A 25,461-nucleotide genomic window follows, 5' to 3' on the forward strand; every position below is an offset into this window, starting at 1 on the left:
ATGAATAATGTAAACAACGATAACAAAACGCCGTCTACCGACGCTGTAATCTGCCAAATCAGCGCATCAGGTGTTGCCCGCATAACGCTTAACCGCCCGGAAATCCACAATGCTTTTGACGATGTTCTGATTGGCGATCTGACCACCAAACTTGAAACGTTGAATGCCGATCCTGCTGTGCGTGTCGTGATCCTGACCGGAGCAGGCAAAAGCTTTTCCGCCGGTGCTGATCTTAACTGGATGAAACGCATGGCCGGGTATGACCATGCGGAAAACCTTGCAGATTCCCGCGGGCTTGCACGCTTGATGAAGACGCTTAACTTTTGCAGCAAACCCACCATTGGTTTGGTCAATGGTGCGGCTTTTGGCGGCGGGGTTGGTCTGGCCGCATGTTGCGATATCGTCATCGCATCTGACCGTGCAAGTTTCTGTTTGTCCGAGGTCAAGCTGGGCCTGATCCCGGCGGTGATTTCGCCCTATGTGATCGAAGCTATCGGCATATCGCAGGCGCGGCGTTATTTCCTAAGCGCGGAACGCTTTGATGCCGCCACCGCACAGGCCATCGGTTTGGTTCATGAAGTGGTTTCAAGCGACGACCTGACAGCGCGTGGTGATGCGATGACAAAGCTTTTGTTGGCCAATGGTCCGAATGCCATGACGGCGGCAAAGTCACTGATTTCTGCTGTTGCCAACAAACCAATTGATGATGACGTGATTGACGATACCGCCAATCGGATCGCCCATCAGCGCGCAAGTGCCGAAGGCCGCGAAGGTGTCAGCGCATTTCTTGAAAAACGTCCCGCGAAGTGGAGTGAGAAATAATCATGCCGCGCAAAATTCTAATCGCCAACCGTGGTGAAATTGCCTGCCGCGTGATTGAGACTGCCCGCCGCATGGGTATTCAAACCGTCGCGGTCTATTCCGATGCGGACGCCAATGCCCTGCATGTCAAACGTGCGGACGAGGCCTATCACATCGGCGGGGCAGCCCCGAAAGACAGCTATCTGCGCACCGACCGCCTGCTTGAAGTCATCGCGCAATCCGGGGCCGACGCAGTTCACCCCGGGTATGGTTTCCTGTCGGAAAATGCCGATTTTGCCGAAGCACTTGAAAATATCGGCTGTGCCTTTGTCGGCCCGCCGGCAAGTGCAATCCGTGCCATGGGATCGAAATCCGAAGCCAAAAAAATCATGGGCAAGGCCGGTGTACCGCTGGTGCCGGGTTATCACGGCGAAGACCAAAACCCTGACCTTCTGGCGGCTGAGGCCGATAAAATTGGTTATCCGGTCTTGATCAAGGCATCAGCCGGTGGTGGCGGCAAAGGCATGCGTGCCGTTGAAAAATCAGCTGATTTCAAAGACGCATTGGTCAGCTGCAAACGCGAATCTGCCAGCAGCTTTGGCGATGATCATTGCCTGATTGAAAAGCTGATTGTCAAACCACGCCACGTTGAAATTCAGGTCTTTGCCGACAGCCATGGCAACGCAGTTTACCTGTTTGAACGTGATTGTTCCCTACAACGCCGCCATCAGAAAGTCATCGAAGAAGCCCCCGCCCCGAATATGCCCGAAGACCTGCGTGCGCAAATGGGCAAGGCCGCCGTTGATGCCGCCAAGGCGATTGGCTATCAGGGTGCCGGCACGGTTGAGTTCCTGCTGGATGCATCGGGTACATTCTATTTCATGGAAATGAACACCCGCCTTCAGGTCGAACATCCGGTGACGGAAATGATCACTGGCGAGGACCTTGTAGAATGGCAATTACGCGTCGCCGACGGTGAAAAATTGCCCAAAAAGCAGGGTGATTTGCGCATAAATGGGCATGCCTTTGAGGTGCGGATTTATGCCGAAGATCCGCATAATGACTTTTTGCCCGCCACGGGGAAACTCGTTCATATGCGCATGCCAACGGCAAATGATCATGTTCGGATCGATACCGGCGTTTACGAAGGCGGCGAAGTTTCCATCCATTATGACCCGATGATCGCCAAACTGATCACCTGGGACACAGACCGAAAATCCGCCCTTCGTCGCATGGCAACCGCCCTTAATGACGTGCAGATTGTTGGCGTTACGACCAATACCGCCTTCCTTGCCAATATTGCCCGCCATCCCGCATTTGAACGCGGTGAAGTCGAAACCGGTTTCATTGGTCAATATCTTGCCGACCTGATCCCCAACCCGACCACGCCCGATAACGAGGCACTGGCCTTTGCCGCCCTTGATATCTTGCTGCATCGTGATGCAGAGGCCACAAGCCATGCCGCCCAAAGCAGCGATCCTTACTCACCATGGCACAGTACAGCGGGATGGCGTCTAAATGACGATAATCATCATGACTTGATCCTGCGCCACGATGGATCGGACTTGCTGATTAAGGTGCATTACCGCAATCAGGGTTATGTCATCGACATGCCCGATGGCAGTGCCATCACGGCATCCGTCGAACTTGGCAATGACGGCGCGATCCATGCGACACTTGATAATGTTCGCAAGCGCGCCTGTGTTCTGCGCGATGGCAACCGGCTGACGATCTTCCGCGATGGCCGCTCTGACCGGCTGGAAATCTTTGATCCGGTCGCCGCAGCAGGCGGCAACGAAGGTGCCGGTGGCGGGTTAACCGCACCAATGCCCGGTAAAATCATTGCCGTTCTGTGCGAACCGGGGCAATCTGTTGTTGCGGGCGACAAACTTGTAGTGATGGAAGCAATGAAAATGGAACACACCATTTCAGCACCGGTTTCGGGCACAATTCGCGAAATATTCTTTGCTGTCGGCGATCAAGTCGATGACGGTGCAGAACTGATCGCGATTACGGAGGCAGAATAAGATGCCCCGCCTTTCGGACCTGCCCAAGCACGTCAAAATTGTCGAAGTTGGCCCGCGTGACGGGCTACAGAATGAAAAGACGATGGTTGCGACCGACACCAAGGTCGAACTGATCCATCGCCTGAACGATGCCGGATTGTCGGTGATCGAGGCCACCGCCTTTGTCAGCCCCAAATGGGTACCACAAATGGCCGATGCATCAGATGTAATGGCACGCATCACACGCAAACCCGGTGTAACCTATCCTGTGCTGGCCCCAAACCTTAAAGGGCTAGAAGCCGCCATCGCCGCCAATGCGACAGAAGTCGCGGTTTTCGGGGCTGCGTCGGAAAGTTTTTCGCAGAAAAACATCAATTGTTCGATCATAGAAAGCCTTGATCGTTTTCGTCCGGTCATTGATGCCGCCCGTGCGGCTGGTATTGCGGTACGCGGCTATGTTTCCTGTGTCCTTGGCTGCCCTTACGAAGGCGATATCGCACCGGAAAAGGTAGCCGAGGTTTCAAAGGCCCTGTTTGATATGGGTTGCTATGAAATCAGTCTGGGCGACACGATTGGCACTGGCACGCCGGGCAAAGCCCAAGCCATGATCGAGGCGGTTGGCAAGCATGTCACCATTGACAAACTTGCCGCCCATTTCCACGATACCTATGGTCAGGCATTGGCAAACCTTCTGGCGGTTCTGCAAATGGGGGTTACCACCATTGATAGTTCTGTCGCCGGTCTTGGCGGCTGCCCCTATGCCAAGGGCGCAAGCGGCAATGTCGCGACCGAGGATGTTGTCTATATGCTAAACGGGCTTGGCATCGAAACCGGTATTGACCTTGAAAAGCTTGCCGAAACCGGCAGTTGGATCACCGGAAAGATTGGCCGTATATCCGGCTCAAAGGCAAACCTGGCGCTTGCCGCCAATCGCGATACTGTCGGGGCCTGACGGCGATGACCGCCGCCGAAATATATCGTTTTCGGCGTGCCGTCCCCAACGACCTCCCCATGATCCGCCGCTGGCTTCATGTGCCTGAAATTATCCGCTGGTGGGGGGCCCCGGACGAGCAGATCGAATTAATTGCCGAGGACATTGAACTGCCGGAAATCGCCACGCTGATTGTGTCCTATCGCAATCGGCCGTTTGCTTTTGTCCAACATTATAATGCACACCATTGGCCGCAGGAACATTTCGCACATCTTCCTGAAAACGCGCGTTGTCTTGATGCATTTATTGGCATGACCAACATGATGGGCTGCGGGCACGGGCAGATGTTTCTGAAAACTCTGACACAGAGGCTATTTAAGCGTGGCGTCCCCATGATCGGCATTGATCCCGACCCCGAAAACGAGCGTGCTATTCGCTGTTACGAGGCGATCGGCTTCATTGCACAGGGCGAACATCAGACGACAGAAGGCTTGTGCCATCTGATGACGCTCCATCCTTAAAAGAAAACCTAAACCGTCCTAACTCCATTAAGGAATTCTTCCACCTTCTGACGCAGCAATTCTGATTGCTCAGACAGCTCTCCCGATGCACTTAAAACATCTTCAGCCGCCGCCCCTGTTGAAGTTGCAGCTTGGTTTACACCAATGATATTTTCAGAAACTTCAGATGTTCCAGCCGCCGCTTCTTGCACATTTCTGGTGATTTCCTGGGTCGCAGCACCTTGTTGTTCAACCGCACTTGCGATGGCCGCAGCAATTTCACTGATTTCTGAAATGGTGCTTGATATAGATGCAATTGCATCAACGGCACCATCGGTTTCCTGCTGAATGCTTGTGATCTGGGATGTGATATCGTCTGTCGCCCTAGAGGTTGCTGTCGCAAGATTTTTGACCTCTGCCGCAACGACGGCAAAGCCCTTACCTGCATCCCCTGCACGAGCAGCCTCAATGGTCGCATTCAAAGCCAGAAGGTTGGTCTGCTCGGCAATATCACTGATCAAGCCGACCACATCACCAATCTTCTGGGCCGCCGCAGCAAGGCCACGCACCTGCACATTGGTACGTTCGGCATCAATTACCGCACGACCTGCCACCGTCGAAGACTGACTGACCTGATGGGTGATTTCTGCAATGGATGCGCTCAGTTCTTCTGAAGCACTGGCAACGGTCTGCACATTGTTTGATGCCTGCTCTGCCGCAGCAGCGACGATGCTCGACTGTCGGCTGGTTTCCTCGGCCGTGCTCGTCATGCCCGTTGCGGTCGTTCTCATTTCGGTCGAAGCAGACGCAAGCGCCTTAAGAACCAAGGTCACATCCTGATCAAAGCCCGATGTTAGTTCATTGATTTTTTGGACACGTATTTCACGATTTTTGGCAGATTCCGCCTCTTGCGCAGCCAATTCGTCAGCACGGATCATGTTTTCCTTGAACACCAAAACGGCTTTGGACATATCACCGATTTCATCTTTGCGATCCTGTCCTGGGATTTCGGCCTGTTTGTTACCACCCGCAAGCCCATTCATCGCATCCGTGATCGCACGTATTGGGCGGGAAATACCCACACCAATTCCCCACGCGGCGAAAATGCCAAGAACGATCGCAATTCCAGCGAATATTTCGGTAACCAGAATGGATTGCTCGGCTGCCTTTGTGGCACGTGGTCCGATCTCATCCTGCTCGGCCTTTACAGCCAGTTTTAATTTTTCAAGGTTTTCGGCAATTATTGGCCCAATTCGATCCAACGTACCAGTCACCAAAGTGTCGCGTGCCGGATCATTTGCAGGCATTAATATAATCCTATCGAAAGCATCACGATAAGATTTCAGGTGCTCATCAGCGACCTGCGCCATTTTGTGATATTCGGGATTATCCAGAAGATTTATCAGTTGCTCATTCAATGTGATCGACGAAGAAAGGCGGTTTTTAACATTTTCAGCTGATGTTTCAGACCCGGTCAAAAGGTAACCTTTGACCGAAACACGTGCTTCAAGCAGATTGGCTTGGACACGACCGGCTTGATTGGATTGCAGGGCAATTTGACGGTAACGAATAAAATCGTCACCCACGCTGCTGATCGACAACACTGCAAACAGTGACATCACCGCGAGCAGCGCGAGCACAACACCAAAGCCACCAAAGACCTTTGTCGATATCTTTAAGTGGTTGAAAATAGATATCATTTCAGTCCCCATATAAGAAAAACAATTTTACCTGATATGGGAAAGGGAGATGTTTTTTACAACCCAAATGTATATATATCAAATCATACCAAAGTTAAAACACAACGACTTAGGTAGTAGACCCTATTTCCGGTTCGCCAGTGCAAGCTAAAGGCTGTGCTCGGCAAGCAACTCGGTAACTTACAATTCCTGTTACCGCACCAAACAAAACAATACCAGCCGCCTGCCCAGCCAATACGCCAACCGCCCCAAGATAATAACTGCCAAGCCAAACCAGCGGGATCACCCCCAACAGCTCCTTAGCAAGGTCAAAAACCATCGCAAGGTTCGGGCGACCGGTGACATTAAAAAAGGTATGCGATGAAAATTGTAGCCCCTGAAACACATAGAATGGTGCGGTAAAACTACAAAAGATTGCAAGATAGGCCGTTGTTTGGTCGGTCGCGCTGAACAGCCGGGAAATTTGCCCTTGAAACAGGAACAGCGCACTGCATACGACGACACCATAAACCGCAATCAGCGCCCAGACGTTATGCCAAATACGTCGTACCCGATCCATTTTTCCCGCAGCAAAATTCTGACCGATAATTGGCCCGATTGCCTGCGGCAGCGCCATGTAACCGACAAAGACAAAGGGCGCGATGCGCTCAATAATAGCCATAGCAGCCACCGCATCAGAACCAAACTTTGCCATGCTGGCCATGATAAAGGCACTGGCCATCGGCGGACCAACTTTTGCCAGACCAACCGGCACCGTTACCCGCGCGATATCGCCAATATCCTTGCGGAACAATTCCCCATTAAACCGGCCCAGCATATGGTGAACATTGCGCACGCCGTAAAAGGCCACCGCCATAATGGCGATGCGTGACAAAACAGTCGCCCATGCAGCCCCTTCAACACCCCAGTCAAAGCCGAAGATAAAGATCGGGTCGAGGATTGCATTAACGCCTGCGCCAACCATTTTCGACCACATGGCACGTTGCTTGGCCCCGATGGCGCGCAACAATGCGCCTGAAGACATGCTCAGCACCAACACCGGCAAACACAGAATGACAATCTGTACATAGGTTGCACCGATTTCATGCGCCTTGCCGACTGCCCCGAAAACACCCAGCATAAGAGGTGCTGCCAGCCACAGGACCACGGTCATCACGCCAGATAGAGCAAGACCAAACACCAAAATATGGGTGGCATATATTTTTGCCCGTTCACGATCACCAAGTCCCTCGGCGCGAGATACAAGGGCCGTCATGGCCGTTGAAATGCCAAGAGAAACGGCCAGTGTGAAAAAAATAATTGGCCAGGCAAAACCAAGCCCGGCGATAATTTCAACATCGCCCAGAAGGCTCAGAAAAAACAAATCCAGCGCATCGACCAGCACCATCGCCACCAGTGCAAGCATGCTGGTATGGGCCATCGAAAAGATATGGCGCAGGATTGAACCCGACACAAAATATTGCGACGCCATAGCCATTAGAAATTATACCCGCGCGAAGACATAAACACGATCAGCCATCATTGTTCGGCCGCAGGATATATTCGAATTCCCGTTCCTCGGTCGAAGCACAATCATCGCCGGATAAATGCGATATCCGTGCAGTTCGGGCATTCGCCAATTTCGGCAACGCCCCTTGAACGGTATCCCCCAGAACTGCATCCGGGCCGATTTTCCATTTTGCTGCAATCACACTGGGGTTTTCGGTATCAAATTCGTCAAGCTTGCGACGAATGCGCGATTGTATCACCGGGGCATATGGGAATTTCTGCGAGGTCCAGAACCGTTTTGACGATTGGAAATAACCGACCTCGTCAAGGAATGACACGCCGAAATAATAACAGGATTCAAGCGAGTTATAGAACTTGCTGTCCGGTACAAAACTGCCATCACGCTTTAGCGACTGGGCAAGGCACCAATCGAGCATCCCGGCAATCTGATCGCGCGCGAGTTCCCGTTCGCTGGAACGCATATGCGGCCAGCCATAACGAAATATTTTCGCAACATCGTAATTGTTGTGATTGTTAAATGCGCCCCGGCTGAGCCAACCTTGCGGGTATTCAAACGTGCTGCTTTCAAGGGTCGTCCGAATAATGTTTGGCCAATATCCAACCCGCCCCTTGCGGTAAGATACAATATGGAAAGTATAGCTCAGATCGTCATAGCGATAGGTCTTGCCATCCGACACATACCAAGGGCCCCAATAACCCGTTTCAGGGTTCTGGATTTCATCAAGAAAATCGCGAAACGCATCGACATAGCTTTGATCAAGCTCGATGCCCAATACATTTTCCTGCGCATAGCGGCGAAGCGACGGTTTGAAACACAGCTGCGCCAGACAGCATATAACGCTGCCAAATTCGTCACGCTGGTTGCGCCCGGTTGTCGCAATATCGGAAACCAGCAATTTTTCCAGATAGTCGCGCATGGCTGGTGCCGTTGCGATAGGTTCCAAGAAGCTTAGCGGATAACGCGGTGCACGCCCTTCGCGGACAAGCTCATGCAAACGGACGATGGTTGCATCGAATTTGTGATGGAATTCATTATATTGCCACCCCCACGACCCATCGATTGATGATTGGCGCGCAACATAACATTGATCAGCGTCATCAAAACTGTTTTCAAGCCGATCAACCATCCGATCAAGCTCTGGCCAATAGGCAGTATAACGCGCCAACCATTTGGCATAGATATAAAGTTGCTGGGACGCCAGCATGGTTCGGCTGTATTCCGAAAACTTGCGCAATGCGATTGAAAGTGCGCCCAGATTATCGATATATTTGAGCGCCTTATCCTGATAACCCTGATCATACCGGGTAAAATCCCGTGTAATCACGCAGTTGTCACCAAATCCTGTCAGGCTTTGCTCGATCGACATTGGAAGCCTTTTCCTGTTGAAGCCAGAAACGCGAACCCAAATTCCAAAACCCGACCGTTATTACCATCACGTCGGTCAGATTTTTCCCAATAATCGCCCCCTAAGAATGCACCCATTTGTTGGTCAACATATATTATTGATCGCCTTTTTGGCCAAATAAATCAATCGATTGATTTATTATGGTTGTCTAAAATACCACAGAAAACATCTTATAAGTGTATATCGCGTCACCTGACAGAATACCACCCAAAAGGTGAATTCCGATCAAAACAAACTATACAAAAGAATAAATAATCAAGGCAATGAGATAGATTTCGTTCCATCTCGCCAACGCATAAATGCCATCAACTATTTGCAAAAAATACTGTCTTAATCAGGGCAAAAGAAAAGGCGCCCGAAACGGGCGCCTTAAAGGTCGAGCTTCAAAGCCCGGTCCGAATTAACAAACAAATATCAGGAAGCAGTTTTAATTGCTGCACGCCGCTGCTCACGAAGCGACGCCGCAGTCGCCCGCCCATCGCCTGTTGGCTGGTAGTAAACCGTCATTTCCTTCAACGCGGCCCGCACCTTGGTCAAAGAAACATCATCATCATTTTTCAGTTCATAGGCATCAAAACCACAACGATGCATATAAAGGATCTGATCACGCAATACGTCTCCGATCGCACGTAGTTCGCCCTTGAAACCAAAGCGTTCACGCAGAACACGAGCATAGGAATACCCCCGTCCATCGGTATAAGCCGGGAAATTGACCGTAATGATCGACAGACGGTCCAGATCATCGGCCAGATCTTCGGGTGCATCACCAGAGTTCAATTGAACACCAAGACCGCCATTGCGCCCAATCAGCGTTTCACGTTCTTCCTTGAACCGCGCCAACGGCACGATAATGTTTTCTTCGCCCGCTGGCAGGTCGCCTTCGATATCAACCGTGATCCATTCCTGATCGATCACGCTGTCATTCTTAACGATCGCCATAAAGCACCTCTTTGAACGGGTCCATGCCGACACGGCGATAGGTATCAATAAAACGTTCGCCGGTTTCACGAATACCAAGATATTTGGTCACCAGACTTTCGATGGCATCCACAACTTCGGCCTCAGAAAAACCAGCTCCGGCGATCTTGCCGATTTCGGCATTCTCGCTGGCGTCACCACCAAGGGTAATCTGATAAAATTCCTTACCGCGTTTATCGAGGCCCAGAATACCAATATGACCAACGTGATGATGCCCGCAGGCATTGATGCAGCCGGAAATCTTGATTTTGAGCTCGCCGATATCATGCTGGCGATCCAGGTCGGAAAACCGTTCCGAAATGCGCTGCGACAACGGGATCGAACGCGCGGTTGCCAAGGCACAGTAATCAAGCCCCGGACAGCAAATGATATCCGAAACATAGCCAAGGTTGGCGGTCGCCAGATTGGCGTTTTTAAGCTCGGCCCAAAGCGAGAACAAATCGGCTTTTTTGACGTGCGGCAAAACAAGGTTCTGTTCATGCGTTACGCGAACATCGCCAAAGCTGTATTGATCCGAAAGATCAGCAACCAATTCCATCTGGGTATCGGTTGCGTCCCCTGGAATGCCGCCAATCGGTTTGAGCGATACATTGGCAATCGCATAACCCGGTTGTTTATGTGCAATCACGTTCGAACGTACCCAGTTTGCGAATTCGCGGTTCTCTGCCTTACGGCGTTCGAACTCGGCATCATCGTCAGTCAGGGTTTCAAAAGCGGGTGGTGCAAATTGTTCGATGTAATGCGCGATTTCCGCATCATCAACACGCAACGAGCCGTCCTTGATCAGGTTCCATTCTTCTTCGACCAGACGCTGAACTTCCTCAATCCCGATTTCATGAACCAGAATTTTGAAACGGGCTTTGTATTTATTATCCCGGCGGCCAAAGCGGTTATAAACACGCAGGATCGCTTCAAGGTAAGAAAACAGATCGTTCTTACCGATGAAGTCGCGCACGGTTTTGCCAACAAACGGTGTTCGGCCAAGACCACCGCCAACAATGACTTCAAAACCGACTTCCCCCGCATCGTTATGATGCATACGAAGCCCGATATCATGAACTTTGACCGCTGCGCGATCATTCGCCGAACCGGTTACGGCGACCTTGAACTTACGCGGCAGATAGGTGAATTCCGGATGGAAAGTCGACCACTGGCGGATCAGTTCGCAATAGGGGCGCGGATCTTCGATTTCGTCGGCAGCAGCACCGGCATATTGGTCGGTCGTGGTATTACGAATGCAGTTCCCCGACGTCTGAATGGCATGCATTTCGACCTTGGCAAGATCAAGCAATGCGTCGGGAATTTCATCAAGCTTTGGCCAGTTATACTGGATATTCTGGCGCGTTGTAAAATGACCATAGCCTTTGTCATAACGACGCGCGATATAGCCAAGCTGGCGTAATTGATCAGCGCGCAGCGTGCCATAGGGAACGGCAACACGCAGCATATAGGCGTGAAGTTGAAGATACACACCGTTCATCAGACGCAGCGGGCGGAACTGTTCCTCGGTAATATCACCAGAAAGGCGGCGTTCCACCTGTTCGCGGAATTGTTCGGTACGTTCCAGCACCAGCTGGCGGTCGAAATCATCATAACGATACATGGCTATCTCCTTACCCGGCCTGATAGCCGAGATCCTGTCGCACACTCGGACCTTTGGTGCGCAGGATTTCACGGTATTTCGTCGGAACCAGTCCACCGTCTTGTTGTTCGACCTCGATCAGATACGGGCCGACAATTATGATATCGAGTTCGGGAACGCTGGCCTCGGCCAGCAAGGCGTTTCCCGCCTCTTTTCCGTCGGCAACACGTGCCTGGTCGATGTTTTCGCTCCAACCACCATCAGCGGTCAGAAACACCACCAGCCCGTCATCAAGACGGTTTGCCGTGACAACTTGCAGGGACATTCGGTTCTCTCAGCCTGTAAATCTCTCTGGGTGATGTCCTGTCTATGGACATTTTCTGCAGCAGAATTTGGATGATTATTCTCTATTGGTCAAGTTTTTTTGTTAAATATAGTAAAGTACATTATTAAAGTGTGTTAATTAATCCGGACTTGACCAAATCGCTTATGACTTCTAGGTCAGATAACATCTGTCCCGCCCGAAAGAATTCGAACACATCATGCCCCTTCACCTGATCAAACTCAGCGTCGGTACTGAAAGCCCCGAAACACTGCGCCAATGGCAGGCTTATTTCGGTGGTCTTCATGGCCGGATTTTCCACACCACGCGAATGACTCCGAAACGCCGTGCAGAAATTCTGGATGATGGATCAATTTATTGGGTGATCAAGGGGGCTATTCGTGCACGCCAACGCGTGCTCGACCTGGAAGAATTCATCGACGAAGAAGGCGTCAAATATTGTCGTATCGTCCTTGACCCGGAACTGATTGAAACGCGTACCTATCCGCATCGTGCGTTTCAGGGATGGCGTTACCTGACGGCGGACAAATGCCCGCCCGATGAAAAACAGAGCCGCGGTACAGACACCCTGCCCGAAGACATGGCCGACGAACTACGCGAATTGGGCCTGATTTAATCGGAGGCAAGCGTTATCACCGTCAAGGCGGGCTGGTTTTCTTCGATGTCCTTAAGGGTCGCTGCGACTTCGTGCTTTAGCCAGCGAATAAACGCCTGCACACGCGGCCGGTTCATGTTTTCCTCGGGACAAGTCAAATAATAGGCATAGTTTGACGCCACGGTTTGCGGAAAGGGTCGCACCAGCAAACCAGCCTTCAAATCCTGTGCGGCCAGACTGGTCCGCGCCATACCGATGCCCTGCCCCATCAAAGCGGCCTGAATGACCATATCGCCGGAATTGAACCGCAAACCACGGCGCAGATCGATCCCCTTAACCCCGACTCCCTCCAACCAGAATTGCCAATCGGCTGCGCGCGGTTGATCAATATGTGACGTCGCATCATGCAACAGCTGATGCCCCGCAATATCGGCAGGCCGATTTAACGGCGCACTGGATGCCAGATAATCCGGACTGCAAACCGGGAAAACCTCGTCGCGCATCAGAAGTTCTGTGTAAAGATTGGGATAGCGCCCCCGCCCAAACCGCACGGCAAGGTCTATGCCTTCGCTTCGAAAGTCGACCAAGCGGTCATCAGCATGAATGCGGACATCAATATCAGGATGTTCTTTGCGAAAATGCCCAAGGCGCGGAATCAGCCATTTGACAGCAAAAGATTGCAAGACACTGACCGTCACCACCCCGGCTTCTTCGACCGCACGCAGACTTTCGATTTCCCCGGCAATACGTGAAAACCCTTCATAGGTCGCGCGTGCCAGCCGATCACCTTCCTCGGTCAATTGCAATCGCCGCGGCAGCCGAAAGAACAACCTGAACCCCAGATATTCTTCAAGCTGGCGAATCTGCTGGCTGATTGCGCCTTGGGTAACAAACAATTCTTCGGCTGCGCGGGTAAAGTTCAGATGCCGGGCCGCGGCATCAAAGGCCCGCAAAGACTGTAACGGTGGCAAACGCATGACGGCCTCGGGTTAAATCATCATTAGACAGACTAATACATAACCCCAGAAATACTCGTTTGTCACGCGCTCCATTTCGCAGGATTATGCCCTCAACAGCCTCAAACTTCCATTAGAGGAATTCAATTCGGGAGAACGACCATGGCACATACGCATTGCCAGACGACTTCTGGCCACAACCTTCTTCACGCACAGCACAACACCCCACGTCACGCAGGCGCGATACATCATTTCGGTAAAAACCTGCAAAACGGTATCAACCAGATTTTCGATCAGTTTGCGGATGCATTGGCAAAACGGGCACAGCGGCGTGCCCTGATGCGTCTTAGCGAAAGTGAGCTTTCCGATATCGGCCTTTCACGCAGCGATGCCGAGGCCGAATACCGGAAATCCTTCCCGCTCTGATACTGAAAAAAGACGCCATGATCGGAAACCCCGTTATCGGGAATTGATCTACCTCCTTGCGCGCCCTTTCGATCATGGCGCATTTATGTCAATGTAATTTTCCATTAAAATTGCAGGGACATTGGCGTAATGGCTGCCAAAAAGCAGAATGAACCAGCGAAGAAAACCGGAAACTCTGACAAATCAATCCGTAGCGCGGTGAGACAGACCGGACGCAGTCGCAAGGCGGCTAAACAGCACCCCAACCTTTCATCACTTGATAGCGAAGCCCGTGACCGGTTTTTGCTTGATGCCGAAAACCTGACAATGGATCGACTTGACGATAATCCGTCAAAGAATCAAGACGATACAGAAACGACAACTTCCCCGGATGAAATCCCGCCTGATGTCGACCTTGACCCAACGGCCCATGCAAAAAAAATGCATGGCAAACAGTATCTTGAACTGATTGCGCCGCTGCATATCGAGTTGCTGAAACTTCAAAACTGGATCAAAGACGAAAACATCAAATCTCTAACCATATTCGAAGGTCGTGATGCTGCGGGCAAGGGCGGCACGATCAAACGGTTCACCGAACATCTGAACCCGCGCGGCGCACGCGTGGTTGCCCTTGGCAAACCAAATGACCGCGAAGTCACCCAATGGTATTTTCAGCGTTATATCGAACATCTGCCATCCGGCGGAGAAATGGTTCTGTTTGACCGATCTTGGTATAACCGCGCGATGGTCGAACGTGTCATGGGTTTCTGCAATATGTTCGATGTCAGCGAATTTCTGCAATCGGTTCCGGCCCTTGAACGGATGCTGATCCGGTCCGGTATTCGCATGACAAAGTTCTACTTTTCGGTCAGCAAGAAAGAGCAAGCACGCCGGTTTGACCAACGCCAACAAGACCCGCTGAAACAATGGAAATTAAGCCCCGTCGACTTGGCATCGCAAAACCTGTGGGATGCCTATACCGAAGCCAAAACCGAAATGTTTTTCCATACATCGACCTCGGACAGCCCGTGGATCATTGTTAAGTCGGATGACAAGAAACGTGCCCGTGTTAATGCCATTCGCTATTATCTGTCGCAGTTCGATTACCCCGGAAAACGCCCGGAATTGCTGACCTATGATCGCCGGGTCATCCACACCGTCAGCGAAGAATTATCGATAGATGACTGATTTGACAACCAACAGGCATTCCGGATCGTGGAAACATTGTAACCATGACACTCCCCCGGATTGACATTCGGGGGGCGGCCTCCTTTACTGGTAGGACCAATTCAAGGGAGGCACGAAATGACGAAATGTGCATTTATCGGGCTGGGTGTCATGGGATATCCCATGGCCGGCCACCTGCAAAAAGCAGGGCACGACGTTACAGTATTCAACCGCACTGCGGCAAAATCCGAAAAATGGGCGGGCGAATATGGCGGAAAATCCGCCCCAACCCCGGCCGAAGCGGCCAAAGGGGCCGAGTTTGTTTTTGTCTGCGTTGGCAATGACGACGACCTGCGCAGCGTTACACTTGGTGAAACCGGCGCACTTGCGGGCATGACGCGTGGATCAGTGATGGTTGATAACACCACGGCATCTGCCGATGTTGCCCGCGAACTTTACGCCGCAGCCAAAGATGTCGGAGTATCCTTTATTGATGCCCCGGTTTCCGGCGGTCAGGCTGGTGCTGAAAATGGTGTACTGACGGTTATGTGTGGCGGCGATCAAGAAGCGTTTGATCGTGCGGCGCCAGTAATTGATGCCTTTGCACGATCCTGCCAGCTGATGGGTAAAAGCGGTTCAGGCCAATTGACCAAAATGGTCAACCAGATTTGTATCGCGGGCCTTGTTCAGGGACTTTCCGAAGGTGTCAATTTCGGGCGCAAGGCCGGGCTTGACATGGGCAAGGTTCTTGATGTGATTTCCAAAGGTGCAGCAGGAAGCTGGCAAATGGAAAACCGCGGCAAGACCATGGTCAATGACACATTTGATTTTGGTTTCGCTGTGGACTGGATGCGCAAGGATCTTGGCATTTGTCTGGAAGAATCCAAGCGCAACGGGGCGCGCCTGCCGGTAACCGCCCTTGTCGATCAATTCTATGCCCAGGTACAAGAACGCGGTGGAAATCGCTGGGATACCTCCAGCCTGATTGACCTTCTTGCACGCGGCTAATTACGCATTTATCAAAAACAGAAACGCGGCCCTGAATGTGGCCGCGTTTCTGTTCTAATTCTGCTTAAAAGAATTATAGACCGGCCCGCAAAAGCGGTTCGACCTGATCACGGTAGACAGCAAGCTGACCATCACCAAAATAACCAACTGCACATTCCAGTACGGTATCACGCTGCAACTCGGTGACGACCTCGTCACCTTCGGTCTCAGCCGGGGCATCATTGGTTGCAGCTTTGCCGATACGCGTAACATTGATATCGCGCTCGCAACTTGCGGCTTTCATTGATGCCAACACTCTGCGCGGGTCTCGACGACGCGGTGGCAATGCATGTTCCAAATCGACTTCACGCCCGAAATCTTCCTCGTCTTCCAGCTTGATTTCGATATCCGGCACTACACCATTTCCCTGAACGATATGATTTTCCGGGGTCGTGTAATATCCAGTCGTTATCTTAAGGCCACCACCCGCAGTCAACGGCATGATCCGCTGCATTGAACCTTTGCCAAAGGATCGTTCGCCGATAATTACACCCCGGCCGTTTTCACGCAGGGCCGCGGCCATCAATTCGGCCCCGGATGCGGACCCACGATCCAACAGGACCGCCATGGGGACACCCTTGAAATATTCGCTACGATCAGCTTCATAACTACGCATTTTGCGTTCACCGCGACCTTCGGTCGCGACAATCAGACCGTCACTCAGAAACTGGTCGGCAATATCGGCAGCACTATCAAGCAGACCGCCCGGATTACGTCGCAAATCAACGATAAGGCCACGCGGTGTTCCACCAATTTTATCGTTTAGCATTCCCAGATATTCACGGGTCTGATCCAGCGTACTAGCATCAAAACGCGACACACGGATATAGGCCAGATCGTTATCAATAATTGATGCCGTGACTGACGGCACTTCGATCCGTGCGCGTTTGACAGTAACGTCAAAGCTGTCTTCCTTACGCAGGACCGTTAGCGTAACGGCATCGCCAATACGACCGCGCATAAGACGAACCGCTTCGGAAATCGGCTCGCCCTTCATGTCATGCCCGTCGATATGAGTAATCCGATCATTTGGTTGCAACCCGGCACGTGCCGCCGGGGTATCGTCAATCGGTGATACGATCCGGATCTGTTTGTCTTCGTCCTGGGAAATAACAATCCCGACACCGGCAAAGCTGCCTTCGGTGCTTTCCTGAAGACGACGGAACATTTCATCCGACATATAGGCACTGTGGGGATCAAGATCATGCAGACTGTCATCAAGCGCCGCCCCCACAACACCAATCGGTGTATGGTCCTCAGTCTCCAACGTTTCCAGACTGGTGATCGCTGTTTTAACAAAAGTCGGGCGATCAACATTTTCAACATAGGTATCTGAAAGCACTTGAACGGCTTCGACAAACAATTTATCCGCCCGGTCATATTGATCGCGCGTGGCGGTGTCGCCGACATGGTCGCGATAGGCTTCAAGAAAACGTTGCTCATCATCGCTCGGCCAGACCGGACCGGCACAAGCCACCAATCTCGTTCCGGCGAATGAAATCACCACCGCGAACAAAATCGGCAATATTCCCTTGCGCAGCACCACCATACTCCTGTGTTTGTTATTTTTTCAGATTTCGATCCAGTTACAGAACAGCCAGTTTAGCCCGCCTGTATGAAGATGGCGACCCTGCAACCATGCCTTTATTCAAATTAATATCGGAACAATTTCGCGTTTTTGCCAGTGATACATGGCAACACCCACTGTCCTCGACCAATGTCTGACAAGAATTTGCCCGTATTGTGACGAAACAGACTCGATCTTCGTGACGGGGCTGATTATGCTGTCACACAACAACAACGCCCCGCAATGAGGGCGATACCGAGCGGGCGGCTCACAATTCAGGGAGACGTCTTTTTTCATGACCGACTTTACGCCACCAATCCGTGATCTGCGGTTCCTGATCCATGATGTGATTGGATTACAAACCGTTGCAGAGCTTCCGGGTTTCGGAGAAACCAGCCCCGATCTTGTTGATGCAATCCTTGAAGAAGCAGGTAAACTTGCCAAAGGTGTTCTGGCGCCGCTTAACCGCATCGGCGATCAGGAAGGATCCGTTCTTGATGATAATGGCACGGTCCGGACACCGACCGGTTGGAAAGACGCCTACGAAAAATTCTGCGAAGGTGGTTGGCAGGGAATAAGCGCACCTGAAAAAGAAGGCGGCATGGGCCTGCCGTTACTACTTGGCGCGGCAGTCGGTGAAATGTGGCATTCAGCCAATATGGCGTTTGCCCTGTGCCCCATGTTGACATCCGGTGCAATCGAACTTCTGACAATCCATGGAACGGACGAACAGCGCGCACTGTATCTTTCCCGTATGATTAGTGGTGAATGGACAGGCACGATGAACCTGACCGAACCGCAGGCAGGGTCTGACCTGTCGAAAGTACGCAGTATGGCGACCCCGGTCGGTGACGGCACCTATCGCATCACAGGACAGAAGATATTCATCACCTATGGCGATCACGAAATGACGGATAATATCGTCCATCTTGTGCTGGCCCGGACACCGGATGCGCCAAATGGGGTGAAGGGAATTTCACTTTTCATCGTTCCCAAATTCATCGTCGACACCAATGGCAAGATTGGGCCGCGCAATGATGTGAAATGTATTTCTCTTGAACACAAGCTTGGCATTCACGCCAGTCCGACCGCTGTTCTATCCTTTGGCGACAAGGGCGGTGCTACCGGATATTTGGTTGGAGAAGAAGGTCATGGACTGGCCTGCATGTTCACCATGATGAACAATGCCCGCCTTGCCGTTGGCCAACAAGGTGTCGCGATTTCAGAACGCGCCTATCAGCAGGCTGTGGCATATGCCCGTGACCGAAAGCAGGGTAAATCGCCGACCACAGGACAAGACGACGCCATCATTCATCATGGCGATGTACAGCGAATGCTAATCCGGATGCGCGCAACGACGGAAGCCGCACGCGCGCTTTCACTTTATGCCGCAGCCCAGCTTGATATTGCCCACCACCACGAAAATGGGAATACGCGCAAATCAGCACAATCCCGCGCGGATATCTTGATCCCAATGGTCAAGGGATGGTCTACCGACCTTGGGGTTGAAAACGCGTCACTTGGTATTCAGGTCCATGGTGGCATGGGCTTTATCGAAGAAACCGGTGCCGCACAGCATCTTCGTGATGCCCGTATTGCCCCGATCTATGAAGGAACAAATGGCATTCAGGCGCTTGACCTTATCGGGCGCAAGCTCCTTCGAGATAACGGTGTTGCCATGCACATATTAATTGACGAAATCCGCGGAGCCCTCATTGGTGATTTTACTGACGCCGACGTCACTCATACCGCGAAGACACTTGGCCAAGCCGTGAACCAACTCGAAACAACAACAAACGACATCCTGGCACGATGCGCAAATGGTGCAGAACTGGCGCAATCTGTTGCGTCACCGTACCTGCGCCAGGCGTCAATCTGTGTCGCCGGCTGGCTGATGCTTCGTTCTTTGCAGAAACTTGCGAACATCAACGACAACGATGGCTTTGCCGCGTCCAAACGACTGAACTGTAACTTCTTCTTCGGCCAAGTCGTACCAGAAGCACAGTTTATGGCATCACAGATAGCAAACACAAAAGACGCCTGCTTGCACGAAACAACGCCATTATTCTGACACAGCTTTGACGCTGTAATCCCTGTATGGCTTCGAGGCCCGAAAGGCGCTTCGAAGCCATGTCTTTTCGCCTTTAACGACAATCAGTTGCGATACTGCTTCCCCTTACCGCCCCGCCATGCGATGCCAAGGTGCAATTGCTGCAGTTGACACGTATTTTCCTGTTTCGGTTTTTGATTGCTTCTCTATAATCCGCCCGATGAATCGTTTGACCCGATATATGCTGAAACAGCAGCTCATCATGATGGTGTTCGTGACACTTGGCTTGCTCTGTGTCATCTGGCTGTCACAAAGCTTGCGTTTTGTTGAGATGATTGTGAACCGGGGTCTTTCGATCTCGGTCTTTTTGCAGTTGACCTCGCTGTTGCTCCCCAGTTTCCTGACGATTATTTTACCAATTTCGCTCTTTTTTGTTGTTGTTTTCACTTACAACAAACTGATTCAGGACCGTGAATTGATCGTAATGCGGTCTGCGGGCCTAAGCCAATGGGCCCTGGCAAAGCCAGCGCTTATCCTTGCGTTGCTGACGACCGCATTTGGCTATTTCATGACGTTGTTTTATCTGCCCTATAGCTATCAACAATTCAAAGAGCTGCAGTTTTCGATCCGCAATGATTTCTCGTCCGTGCTTTTGCAGGAAGGCAGCTTTACCGATCTTGACGGCCTTACCGTCTATGTTCGCGAAGTTGGTCAGGATAACGAACTGCTTGGCATTCTGGTTCACGATTCAAGAAACCCGAATGCCCAAACCACGATGATGGCCAAGAACGGCGCATTGGTGCGCACCGATAGCGGCCCGCGTATTGTCCTGCTTGATGGCAACCGGCAAGAGGTCAACACCAAGGACGGCACCATGTCGATCCTTTACTTCGACCGCTATGCTGTTGACATTGCACATAGCAGCGAAGACCCGGCCATGCGCTACCGCGAGGCACGTGAACGCAGCGTTTACAATCTGCTGACAGGCGTAGCGCCCAATATCAATGAAAACGACATCCCATCTTTCCGGGCAGAAGGGCATGACCGCTTGGTTTCACCTTTATATGCTATCGGCTTTGCCAGCATTGCCCTTGCGGTTCTGGTTTCAAGCAGCTTCTCTCGTCGGGGACAAACCGGTCGTTTATTGCTGGCGATTGCTGTGATGATCGCATTTCAAGCAATTGGCATCGCCATGAAAAACCTTGCCGCAAAAAATCCGGACCTCATCGCGCTTATGTATCTGAATGCTTTGATTCCAATTGTTGGCGGTCTTTACTGGACTTTCCGGGGACCACAAATTCGTGCAAAGCAGACAGCTAATGGTGATGAGGTAAGAGCATGAGAATTTCGCCAACCCTCACTGTATACTTCGGTAAACATGTTCTGATTTCTATCCTTGGAATCCTGGCGCTTTTAATTGGCTTGATTCTGGTTGGCGATGCCATCGAGTTGCTGCGCCGTGCAGGAGGAAAACCCGATGCAACGATTGGCATCGTCTTCCAAATGGCCGCAAGCCGCATCCCGTTCATGACGGAAAAGGTCCTTCCCTTCGCCGTTTTATTCGGATCTATGTATTCGTTCTGGAAACTGACCGGCAATCAGGAGCTGGTAGTGACGCGCGCGGCGGGTGTTTCTGCCTGGCAGTTTCTGCTGCCTCCCATTCTTTGTGCGCTCCTTTTAGGCGCCATTCAGGTGATGGCACTTAATCCCCTGTCATCGATCCTTCTACAGCGATATGAAACACTCGAAGCACGCTACCTGCAGGGTAACAACAGTGTTATGAACCTATCCTCAAGCGGTTTATGGCTAAGACAAGGCACCCAGGATGGACAGGCCGTGATCTATGCTCGGGAAGTTCGTAGTCAGGCAAGTGATCGTATCGATCTGCGCGGTGTCACAGTGTTTCGCTTTCAGAATGCGGATGATTTCACCACCCGGATTGATGCCCAACGTGCATTGCTTGAACCTGGCACCTGGCATTTTTACGATGCGTGGACTTTTCATCCGGGTCAGACAAGTGAATTTTCATCTGAAATGATGCTTCCAACCAATCTGACAGCCAGAAAAATTCAGGACAGCTTTGCGTCGCCGGAAACCATGTCCTTCTGGGATTTGAAACCGTTCATCAACCTTCTGGAACGCGCAGGTTTCAATGCAACGCGTCATCGCATTCACTTCCACAGCCTACTCTCTCGCCCCTTGCTTCTTTGCGCTATGGTTCTAATTGCAGCAGCGTTTTGTCTTAAATTCTCTCGACGTCGCAGGGTATCTCTTGTTATCGGTGGTGGTGTTGCAACCGGGTTCATTTTGTATTTTTGTACGGATGTCATTTCAGCACTGGGTGTATCGGGTGGTATTCCACCGGTATTATCAGCTTGGGCACCTGCCGGTATTTCTCTGTTATTGGGGGTTTCGACCTTGCTACATCTTGAGGATGGCTAGCCAGATGGCCAGAACAGGGGGAATTGTTAAAAGACTGGCAACAAGTACGATACTTGGCTGCGCATTTGCACTTGCAGGAAGCTATCTGAATACTGCCAAAGCGCAACAAACAGACACGGTTTCAACCGGTGCAAATGAACAATCCAAGATTCTGTTCAGTGCGGATGAAGTTGACTACAATCGTGAACTTCAAACTGTTACCGCACGTGGCAATGTCGAGATTTCTCGCGATGGGCGTATTCTGCTTGCCAATACAGTAAGCTATGATCAATCACAGGATGTTTTGACCGCGTCGGGAAATGTGAGCATCACAGAACCAAACGGTGAAGTAACCTTTGCCAGTTATGTCGAGCTCAGTGGTGACTTCAAAAACGGTATCATCGAAGACATTTATATTCTGCTGGACGAAAACACACGTATCGCAGGCACAGGCGCACGCCGTAGCAATGGCAATTTCACAGAGATCGCCAAGGCTGTTTATTCACCTTGCAAAGTTTGTGAAGATGATCCTGAAACACCGCCACTTTGGCGGATAAAGGCCGCACGTGTATTGCATGACGCCAATGAGAAAACAGTAGAATACAAAGATGCTCGTCTGGAGTTCGCCGGAATACCCATCCTATATTCCCCTTACTTTCAACACCCTGATCCCACTGTCAAACGACAATCAGGTCTTCTCACTCCTTCCTTTGGGAGCACCAGCTATGTCGGTTCTTTCTTTGAGCAACCTTATTACTGGGCAATCGACAAGAGCAAAGATTTGACCTTGCGCCCCATCTACACCACAGACGAAGGCCCCGTACTGGCTAGTGAATATCGCCAGCGATTTGACAGCGGTGAAATGGAAATCGTCAGCAGCGTCACCAACGATGACAATGACGAATGGCAAGGCCATATTGATGCCGAGGGCCGCTTTGATATAGATGAAAGCTGGCGCTGGGGTTTCGATGCCGAACAAGCCTCGGAAAAAACTTACATGAGCCGTTATAGCTTTGGCTCCCCATCGGTTTTAACATCGAACCTGTTTACAGAAGGCTTCCGTGGGTCCAGTTATACCCGCGTAGATGGATATTATTTCCAAGGATTAAAGAGCGAGGATGACCGAGATACAACACCGATCGTTCTGCCACATGCCCAGTTTCATGGCCAAACCGCTCCAGCAAAACACGGCAGCTATACGACGCTTGATCTTGATGCTCTTTCGCTAACACGCGAGGAAGGCACAGACTCGCACCGCCTGTCGGCGAAGGCGGGCTGGGCATTGCCTTATATCGGATCACTCGGAGATGTTACCAAGCTAAGCCTGTCGGTCCGCAGCGATAATTACATGGTTTCAGATGTTTCCCGTACAGATCAAGCCAATTACGATGGTTATGCCGGAAGGCTGCTGCCTCTTGCTGCTGTCGACTGGAACATGCCATTTGTCAATGATCAGGGAAGCTTCCATCATATTATCAAACCGATTGCGATGGCAGCTTGGTCGCCAAACGGTGGAAACCCTGATGAAATTCCGAATGAAGACTCCCAGTCTTTTGAGTTTGATGACATTAACCTGCTGTCGCACGACCGTTATAGCGGCTTGGACAAGGCCGAAGATGGCTTCCGTGCCAGCTATGGACTAGAATGGGGGGTCTATGGCCAGAACGGCGGCTATACCAGCACAATGTTTGGCCAAAGCTACCGCGCAAATAAAAATGATACCTTTGCTGAGGGGTCGGGTCTCGAAGAACATATGTCTGATTATGTCGGACGCGTTACAGTTTCACCAAATTCATTCATCGATCTGACCTATCGTTATCGTCTTGACAATGAAGATTTCTCGGCCCGCAGGAATCAGGTATCGGCAGGTATTGGCTCTAAAGATACACTGCGACTGAATCTCGACTATGTACATTTCGCCGATGATGCGGGAACAGATGAGTTCAACGAACGGGAAGAAGTTTACTTCCACGCCGAACGTCAATTTAACCAATTTTGGTCTGCCACTGCCTATGGTAGATACGACATGGATCGGAGTGATCCCCTTGAGTATGGCATTGGCTTCGTTTACGAGGATGAATGCTTCATCTTTGATGGCCGGATCCGTCGCACATTCTATGAAGATCAGGATTTGGGGGAATCGGATGAATTCCTGTTCCGTCTGGTCTTTAAAACCCTTGGCGAATTTGCATCGCAAACTGGACTTTAAACAGATATGGCTCTGCGTATTAAACACATTACCGGCATTATTTTTTCGGCTCTTTGGATCACCGCATTCGGGGTTCCTTTGCAACCGTCAAAGGCTCAAAACGTCATTGGTGTTGCCGCAGTGGTTAATGATGCGCCGATCTCTGTTGTTGATCTGGTTGAACGTATCAAACTTGTTGCAGCATCTTCGAATATCCAGATGACGCCTCAACGTAGACAGGAAATGGCCCCGCAAATATTGCAGCAGCTGATCAATGAAAAGCTGCAATTGCAGGAAGCCGAACGCCGCGGCTTCGAAGTGACCGATGAAGACATTGACCATGCCAAAAACCTGATCGAACAGAATTCGGGTCTTCCAGCCGGGGGGCTTGATCGCTTTATGGCGCAGAACAATATTGCGACAGATACCATTCGCAATCAAATACGTCCGCAAATCGGTTGGCAAAAGCTGTTAGGTTCGATGCGCCGAGAAATTCAGATTTCAGATGCCGAAATCGACGACAATCTGGAACGTATTCGCACCAACCAGGGAAAACCCCGCAATAACGTTCAAGAGCTTTTCCTGCCGGTCGATAATCCGCAGGACGAGACCAAGGTTTATCAGAATGCATTGGACGTCATCCGCGCACTGGATCAAGGGGCCAATTTCGGTGGCCTTGCCCGGCAGTTCTCGGCAAGTTCAAGTGCGGCTAATGGCGGCAATCTAGGTTGGCTTTATACAGGTGAAATGGCCGGTGAACTTCAACAGGCAATCGATCAATTGGCCCCCGGAAATGTCAGCCCACCGATCAAAACAATCCGTGGTTATTACATCTTGAAACTGCTGGATCGTCGTCGTGGCGATGCCAATGCCCTGACAGATGTCAAATTAGACCTTTATCAGCTATTCGTCCCCATTGCCGCCGGGACAGCACCGGAAGAAGCAAATACCAAACTTGGCATCCTTCAGAATGCCAAGCAGTCTGCAGATAGCTGCCAGGCATTGGCCAACGTTGCCGTTGACCTTGGTTCAGACATGAGCGGCAAGACCGAAGGCATTTCGCCGAACGAGCTTTCTGGTACGGTGCGAAATGCTGTCGAAAATCTAGACAAAGGCGGCATTTCTGATGTCATCCGTGTTGATGGCGGTGCTCTTCTGGTCATGGTGTGCGACAAGATAGAAGAAAGCAGCCTTCCTGATCGCGATAACATTCGTGACCGCCTGATGGCCGAGCGCTTGGAAATCCTGGCACGACGCAAACTGCGTGAACTGCGACGCAACGCGTTTATCGATATCCGGATCTAATCCG

Annotated in this window: 21 protein-coding genes; 13 read left to right on the forward strand and 8 right to left on the reverse strand. The window is 51.3% G+C overall.

Features of this window, described 5'->3' with window-relative positions; all coding sequences use genetic code 11:
* The 4 genes from TALK_RS18370 to TALK_RS18385 are packed head-to-tail and all read left to right on the forward strand — an operon-like array spanning window position 1 to window position 4,259.
* A complete protein-coding gene (locus TALK_RS18370; protein ID WP_085620614.1) occupies window positions 1–822 on the forward strand; it encodes an enoyl-CoA hydratase/isomerase family protein in 822 nt (273 codons plus the stop codon).
* A 2-nt stretch (window positions 823–824) separates the two neighbouring features.
* The gene (locus tag TALK_RS18375; protein ID WP_085620615.1) at window positions 825–2,828 is read left to right on the forward strand and encodes an acetyl/propionyl/methylcrotonyl-CoA carboxylase subunit alpha; all 2,004 of its coding nucleotides are present in this window, start codon (window positions 825–827) and stop codon (window positions 2,826–2,828) included.
* Between the two features lies 1 nt (window position 2,829).
* The gene (locus TALK_RS18380; RefSeq protein WP_085620616.1) at window positions 2,830–3,759 is read left to right on the forward strand and encodes a hydroxymethylglutaryl-CoA lyase; all 930 of its coding nucleotides are present in this window, start codon (window positions 2,830–2,832) and stop codon (window positions 3,757–3,759) included.
* Window positions 3,760–3,764: 5 nt separating this feature from the next.
* The gene (locus TALK_RS18385) at window positions 3,765–4,259 is read left to right on the forward strand and encodes a GNAT family N-acetyltransferase (protein ID WP_085620617.1); all 495 of its coding nucleotides are present in this window, start codon (window positions 3,765–3,767) and stop codon (window positions 4,257–4,259) included.
* Between the two features lie 8 nt (window positions 4,260–4,267).
* Here TALK_RS18385 and TALK_RS18390 read toward each other — a convergent pair whose 3' ends face one another.
* The 6 genes from TALK_RS18390 to TALK_RS18415 form a co-directional block, all read right to left on the reverse strand.
* On the reverse strand, window positions 4,268–5,938 hold the full coding sequence (locus TALK_RS18390; RefSeq protein WP_139833878.1) for a methyl-accepting chemotaxis protein: 1,671 nt from the start codon (window positions 5,936–5,938) through the stop codon (window positions 4,268–4,270).
* Between the two features lie 109 nt (window positions 5,939–6,047).
* Window positions 6,048–7,415 (reverse strand): MATE family efflux transporter, encoded by a 1,368-nt coding sequence (locus TALK_RS18395; protein WP_245830037.1) that lies wholly within the window; start codon window positions 7,413–7,415, stop codon window positions 6,048–6,050.
* 34 nt (window positions 7,416–7,449) lie between these two features.
* Entirely contained in the window at window positions 7,450–8,814 is a 1,365-nt protein-coding gene (locus TALK_RS18400) for a hypothetical protein (RefSeq protein ID WP_085620618.1), read from the reverse strand.
* 453 nt (window positions 8,815–9,267) lie between these two features.
* Window positions 9,268–9,792, reverse strand: coding sequence for a DUF934 domain-containing protein (locus tag TALK_RS18405; RefSeq protein WP_085620619.1), 525 nt, complete (start codon window positions 9,790–9,792; stop codon window positions 9,268–9,270).
* On the reverse strand, window positions 9,779–11,434 hold the full coding sequence (locus TALK_RS18410; RefSeq protein ID WP_085620620.1) for a nitrite/sulfite reductase: 1,656 nt from the start codon (window positions 11,432–11,434) through the stop codon (window positions 9,779–9,781). Before TALK_RS18410 ends, TALK_RS18405 begins: the two co-directional genes overlap by 14 nt.
* A gap of 10 nt (window positions 11,435–11,444) precedes the next feature.
* The gene (locus TALK_RS18415) at window positions 11,445–11,738 is read right to left on the reverse strand and encodes a DUF2849 domain-containing protein (RefSeq protein ID WP_085620621.1); all 294 of its coding nucleotides are present in this window, start codon (window positions 11,736–11,738) and stop codon (window positions 11,445–11,447) included.
* A 217-nt stretch (window positions 11,739–11,955) separates the two neighbouring features.
* Here TALK_RS18415 and TALK_RS18420 point away from each other — a divergent pair, with 217 nt between their 5' ends.
* The gene (locus TALK_RS18420) at window positions 11,956–12,372 is read left to right on the forward strand and encodes a DUF1489 family protein (RefSeq protein WP_085620622.1); all 417 of its coding nucleotides are present in this window, start codon (window positions 11,956–11,958) and stop codon (window positions 12,370–12,372) included.
* Here TALK_RS18420 and TALK_RS18425 read toward each other — a convergent pair.
* Window positions 12,369–13,328 carry a transcriptional regulator GcvA gene (locus tag TALK_RS18425; RefSeq protein ID WP_085620623.1) on the reverse strand — a complete coding sequence of 320 codons (960 nt, stop codon included), beginning with the start codon at window positions 13,326–13,328 and terminating at the stop codon, window positions 12,369–12,371. The two genes, TALK_RS18420 and TALK_RS18425, sit on opposite strands and share 4 nt — an antisense overlap.
* Window positions 13,329–13,469: 141 nt before the next feature.
* On the opposite strand from TALK_RS18425, the gene TALK_RS18430 reads away from it, so the two are divergent.
* The 3 genes from TALK_RS18430 to TALK_RS18440 all read left to right on the forward strand — a co-directional run bounded on the left by TALK_RS18430 (window position 13,470) and on the right by TALK_RS18440 (window position 15,887).
* A complete protein-coding gene (locus TALK_RS18430; RefSeq protein ID WP_085620624.1) occupies window positions 13,470–13,733 on the forward strand; it encodes a DUF1127 domain-containing protein in 264 nt (87 codons plus the stop codon).
* Window positions 13,734–13,862: 129 nt separating this feature from the next.
* On the forward strand, window positions 13,863–14,900 hold the full coding sequence (gene ppk2, locus TALK_RS18435) for a polyphosphate kinase 2 (protein WP_085620625.1): 1,038 nt from the start codon (window positions 13,863–13,865) through the stop codon (window positions 14,898–14,900).
* Window positions 14,901–15,017: 117 nt separating this feature from the next.
* The gene (locus tag TALK_RS18440; RefSeq protein ID WP_085620626.1) at window positions 15,018–15,887 is read left to right on the forward strand and encodes an NAD(P)-dependent oxidoreductase; all 870 of its coding nucleotides are present in this window, start codon (window positions 15,018–15,020) and stop codon (window positions 15,885–15,887) included.
* 73 nt (window positions 15,888–15,960) lie between these two features.
* On the opposite strand, the gene TALK_RS18445 is transcribed toward TALK_RS18440, so the two are convergent.
* Complete coding sequence (locus TALK_RS18445; protein ID WP_085620627.1) at window positions 15,961–17,475, reverse strand: S41 family peptidase; 1,515 nt, start codon at window positions 17,473–17,475, stop codon at window positions 15,961–15,963.
* A 313-nt stretch (window positions 17,476–17,788) separates the two neighbouring features.
* Here TALK_RS18445 and TALK_RS18450 point away from each other — a divergent pair, with 313 nt between their 5' ends.
* From TALK_RS18450 to TALK_RS18470, 5 genes are all read left to right on the forward strand, one after another.
* Window positions 17,789–19,564, forward strand: coding sequence for an acyl-CoA dehydrogenase (locus tag TALK_RS18450; RefSeq protein ID WP_085620628.1), 1,776 nt, complete (start codon window positions 17,789–17,791; stop codon window positions 19,562–19,564).
* A 220-nt stretch (window positions 19,565–19,784) separates the two neighbouring features.
* Window positions 19,785–20,885, forward strand: coding sequence for an LPS export ABC transporter permease LptF (gene lptF / locus TALK_RS18455; RefSeq protein ID WP_085620656.1), 1,101 nt, complete (start codon window positions 19,785–19,787; stop codon window positions 20,883–20,885).
* Window positions 20,882–21,985, forward strand: a complete 1,104-nt coding sequence (lptG, locus tag TALK_RS18460; protein ID WP_085620629.1) for an LPS export ABC transporter permease LptG — start codon at window positions 20,882–20,884, stop codon at window positions 21,983–21,985. The genes lptF and lptG overlap by 4 nt, the downstream gene beginning before the upstream one ends.
* Before the next feature lie 4 nt (window positions 21,986–21,989).
* Entirely contained in the window at window positions 21,990–24,173 is a 2,184-nt protein-coding gene (locus TALK_RS18465; RefSeq protein WP_085620630.1) for an LPS-assembly protein LptD, read from the forward strand.
* 6 nt (window positions 24,174–24,179) lie between these two features.
* Window positions 24,180–25,457 (forward strand): peptidylprolyl isomerase, encoded by a 1,278-nt coding sequence (locus tag TALK_RS18470; protein ID WP_139833879.1) that lies wholly within the window; start codon window positions 24,180–24,182, stop codon window positions 25,455–25,457.
* The last annotated feature ends 4 nt before the right edge of the window (window positions 25,458–25,461 follow it).

This window comes from Thalassospira alkalitolerans (genome assembly GCF_002115745.1).
In the GTDB taxonomy this organism is placed as follows: domain Bacteria; phylum Pseudomonadota; class Alphaproteobacteria; order Rhodospirillales; family Thalassospiraceae; genus Thalassospira; species Thalassospira alkalitolerans.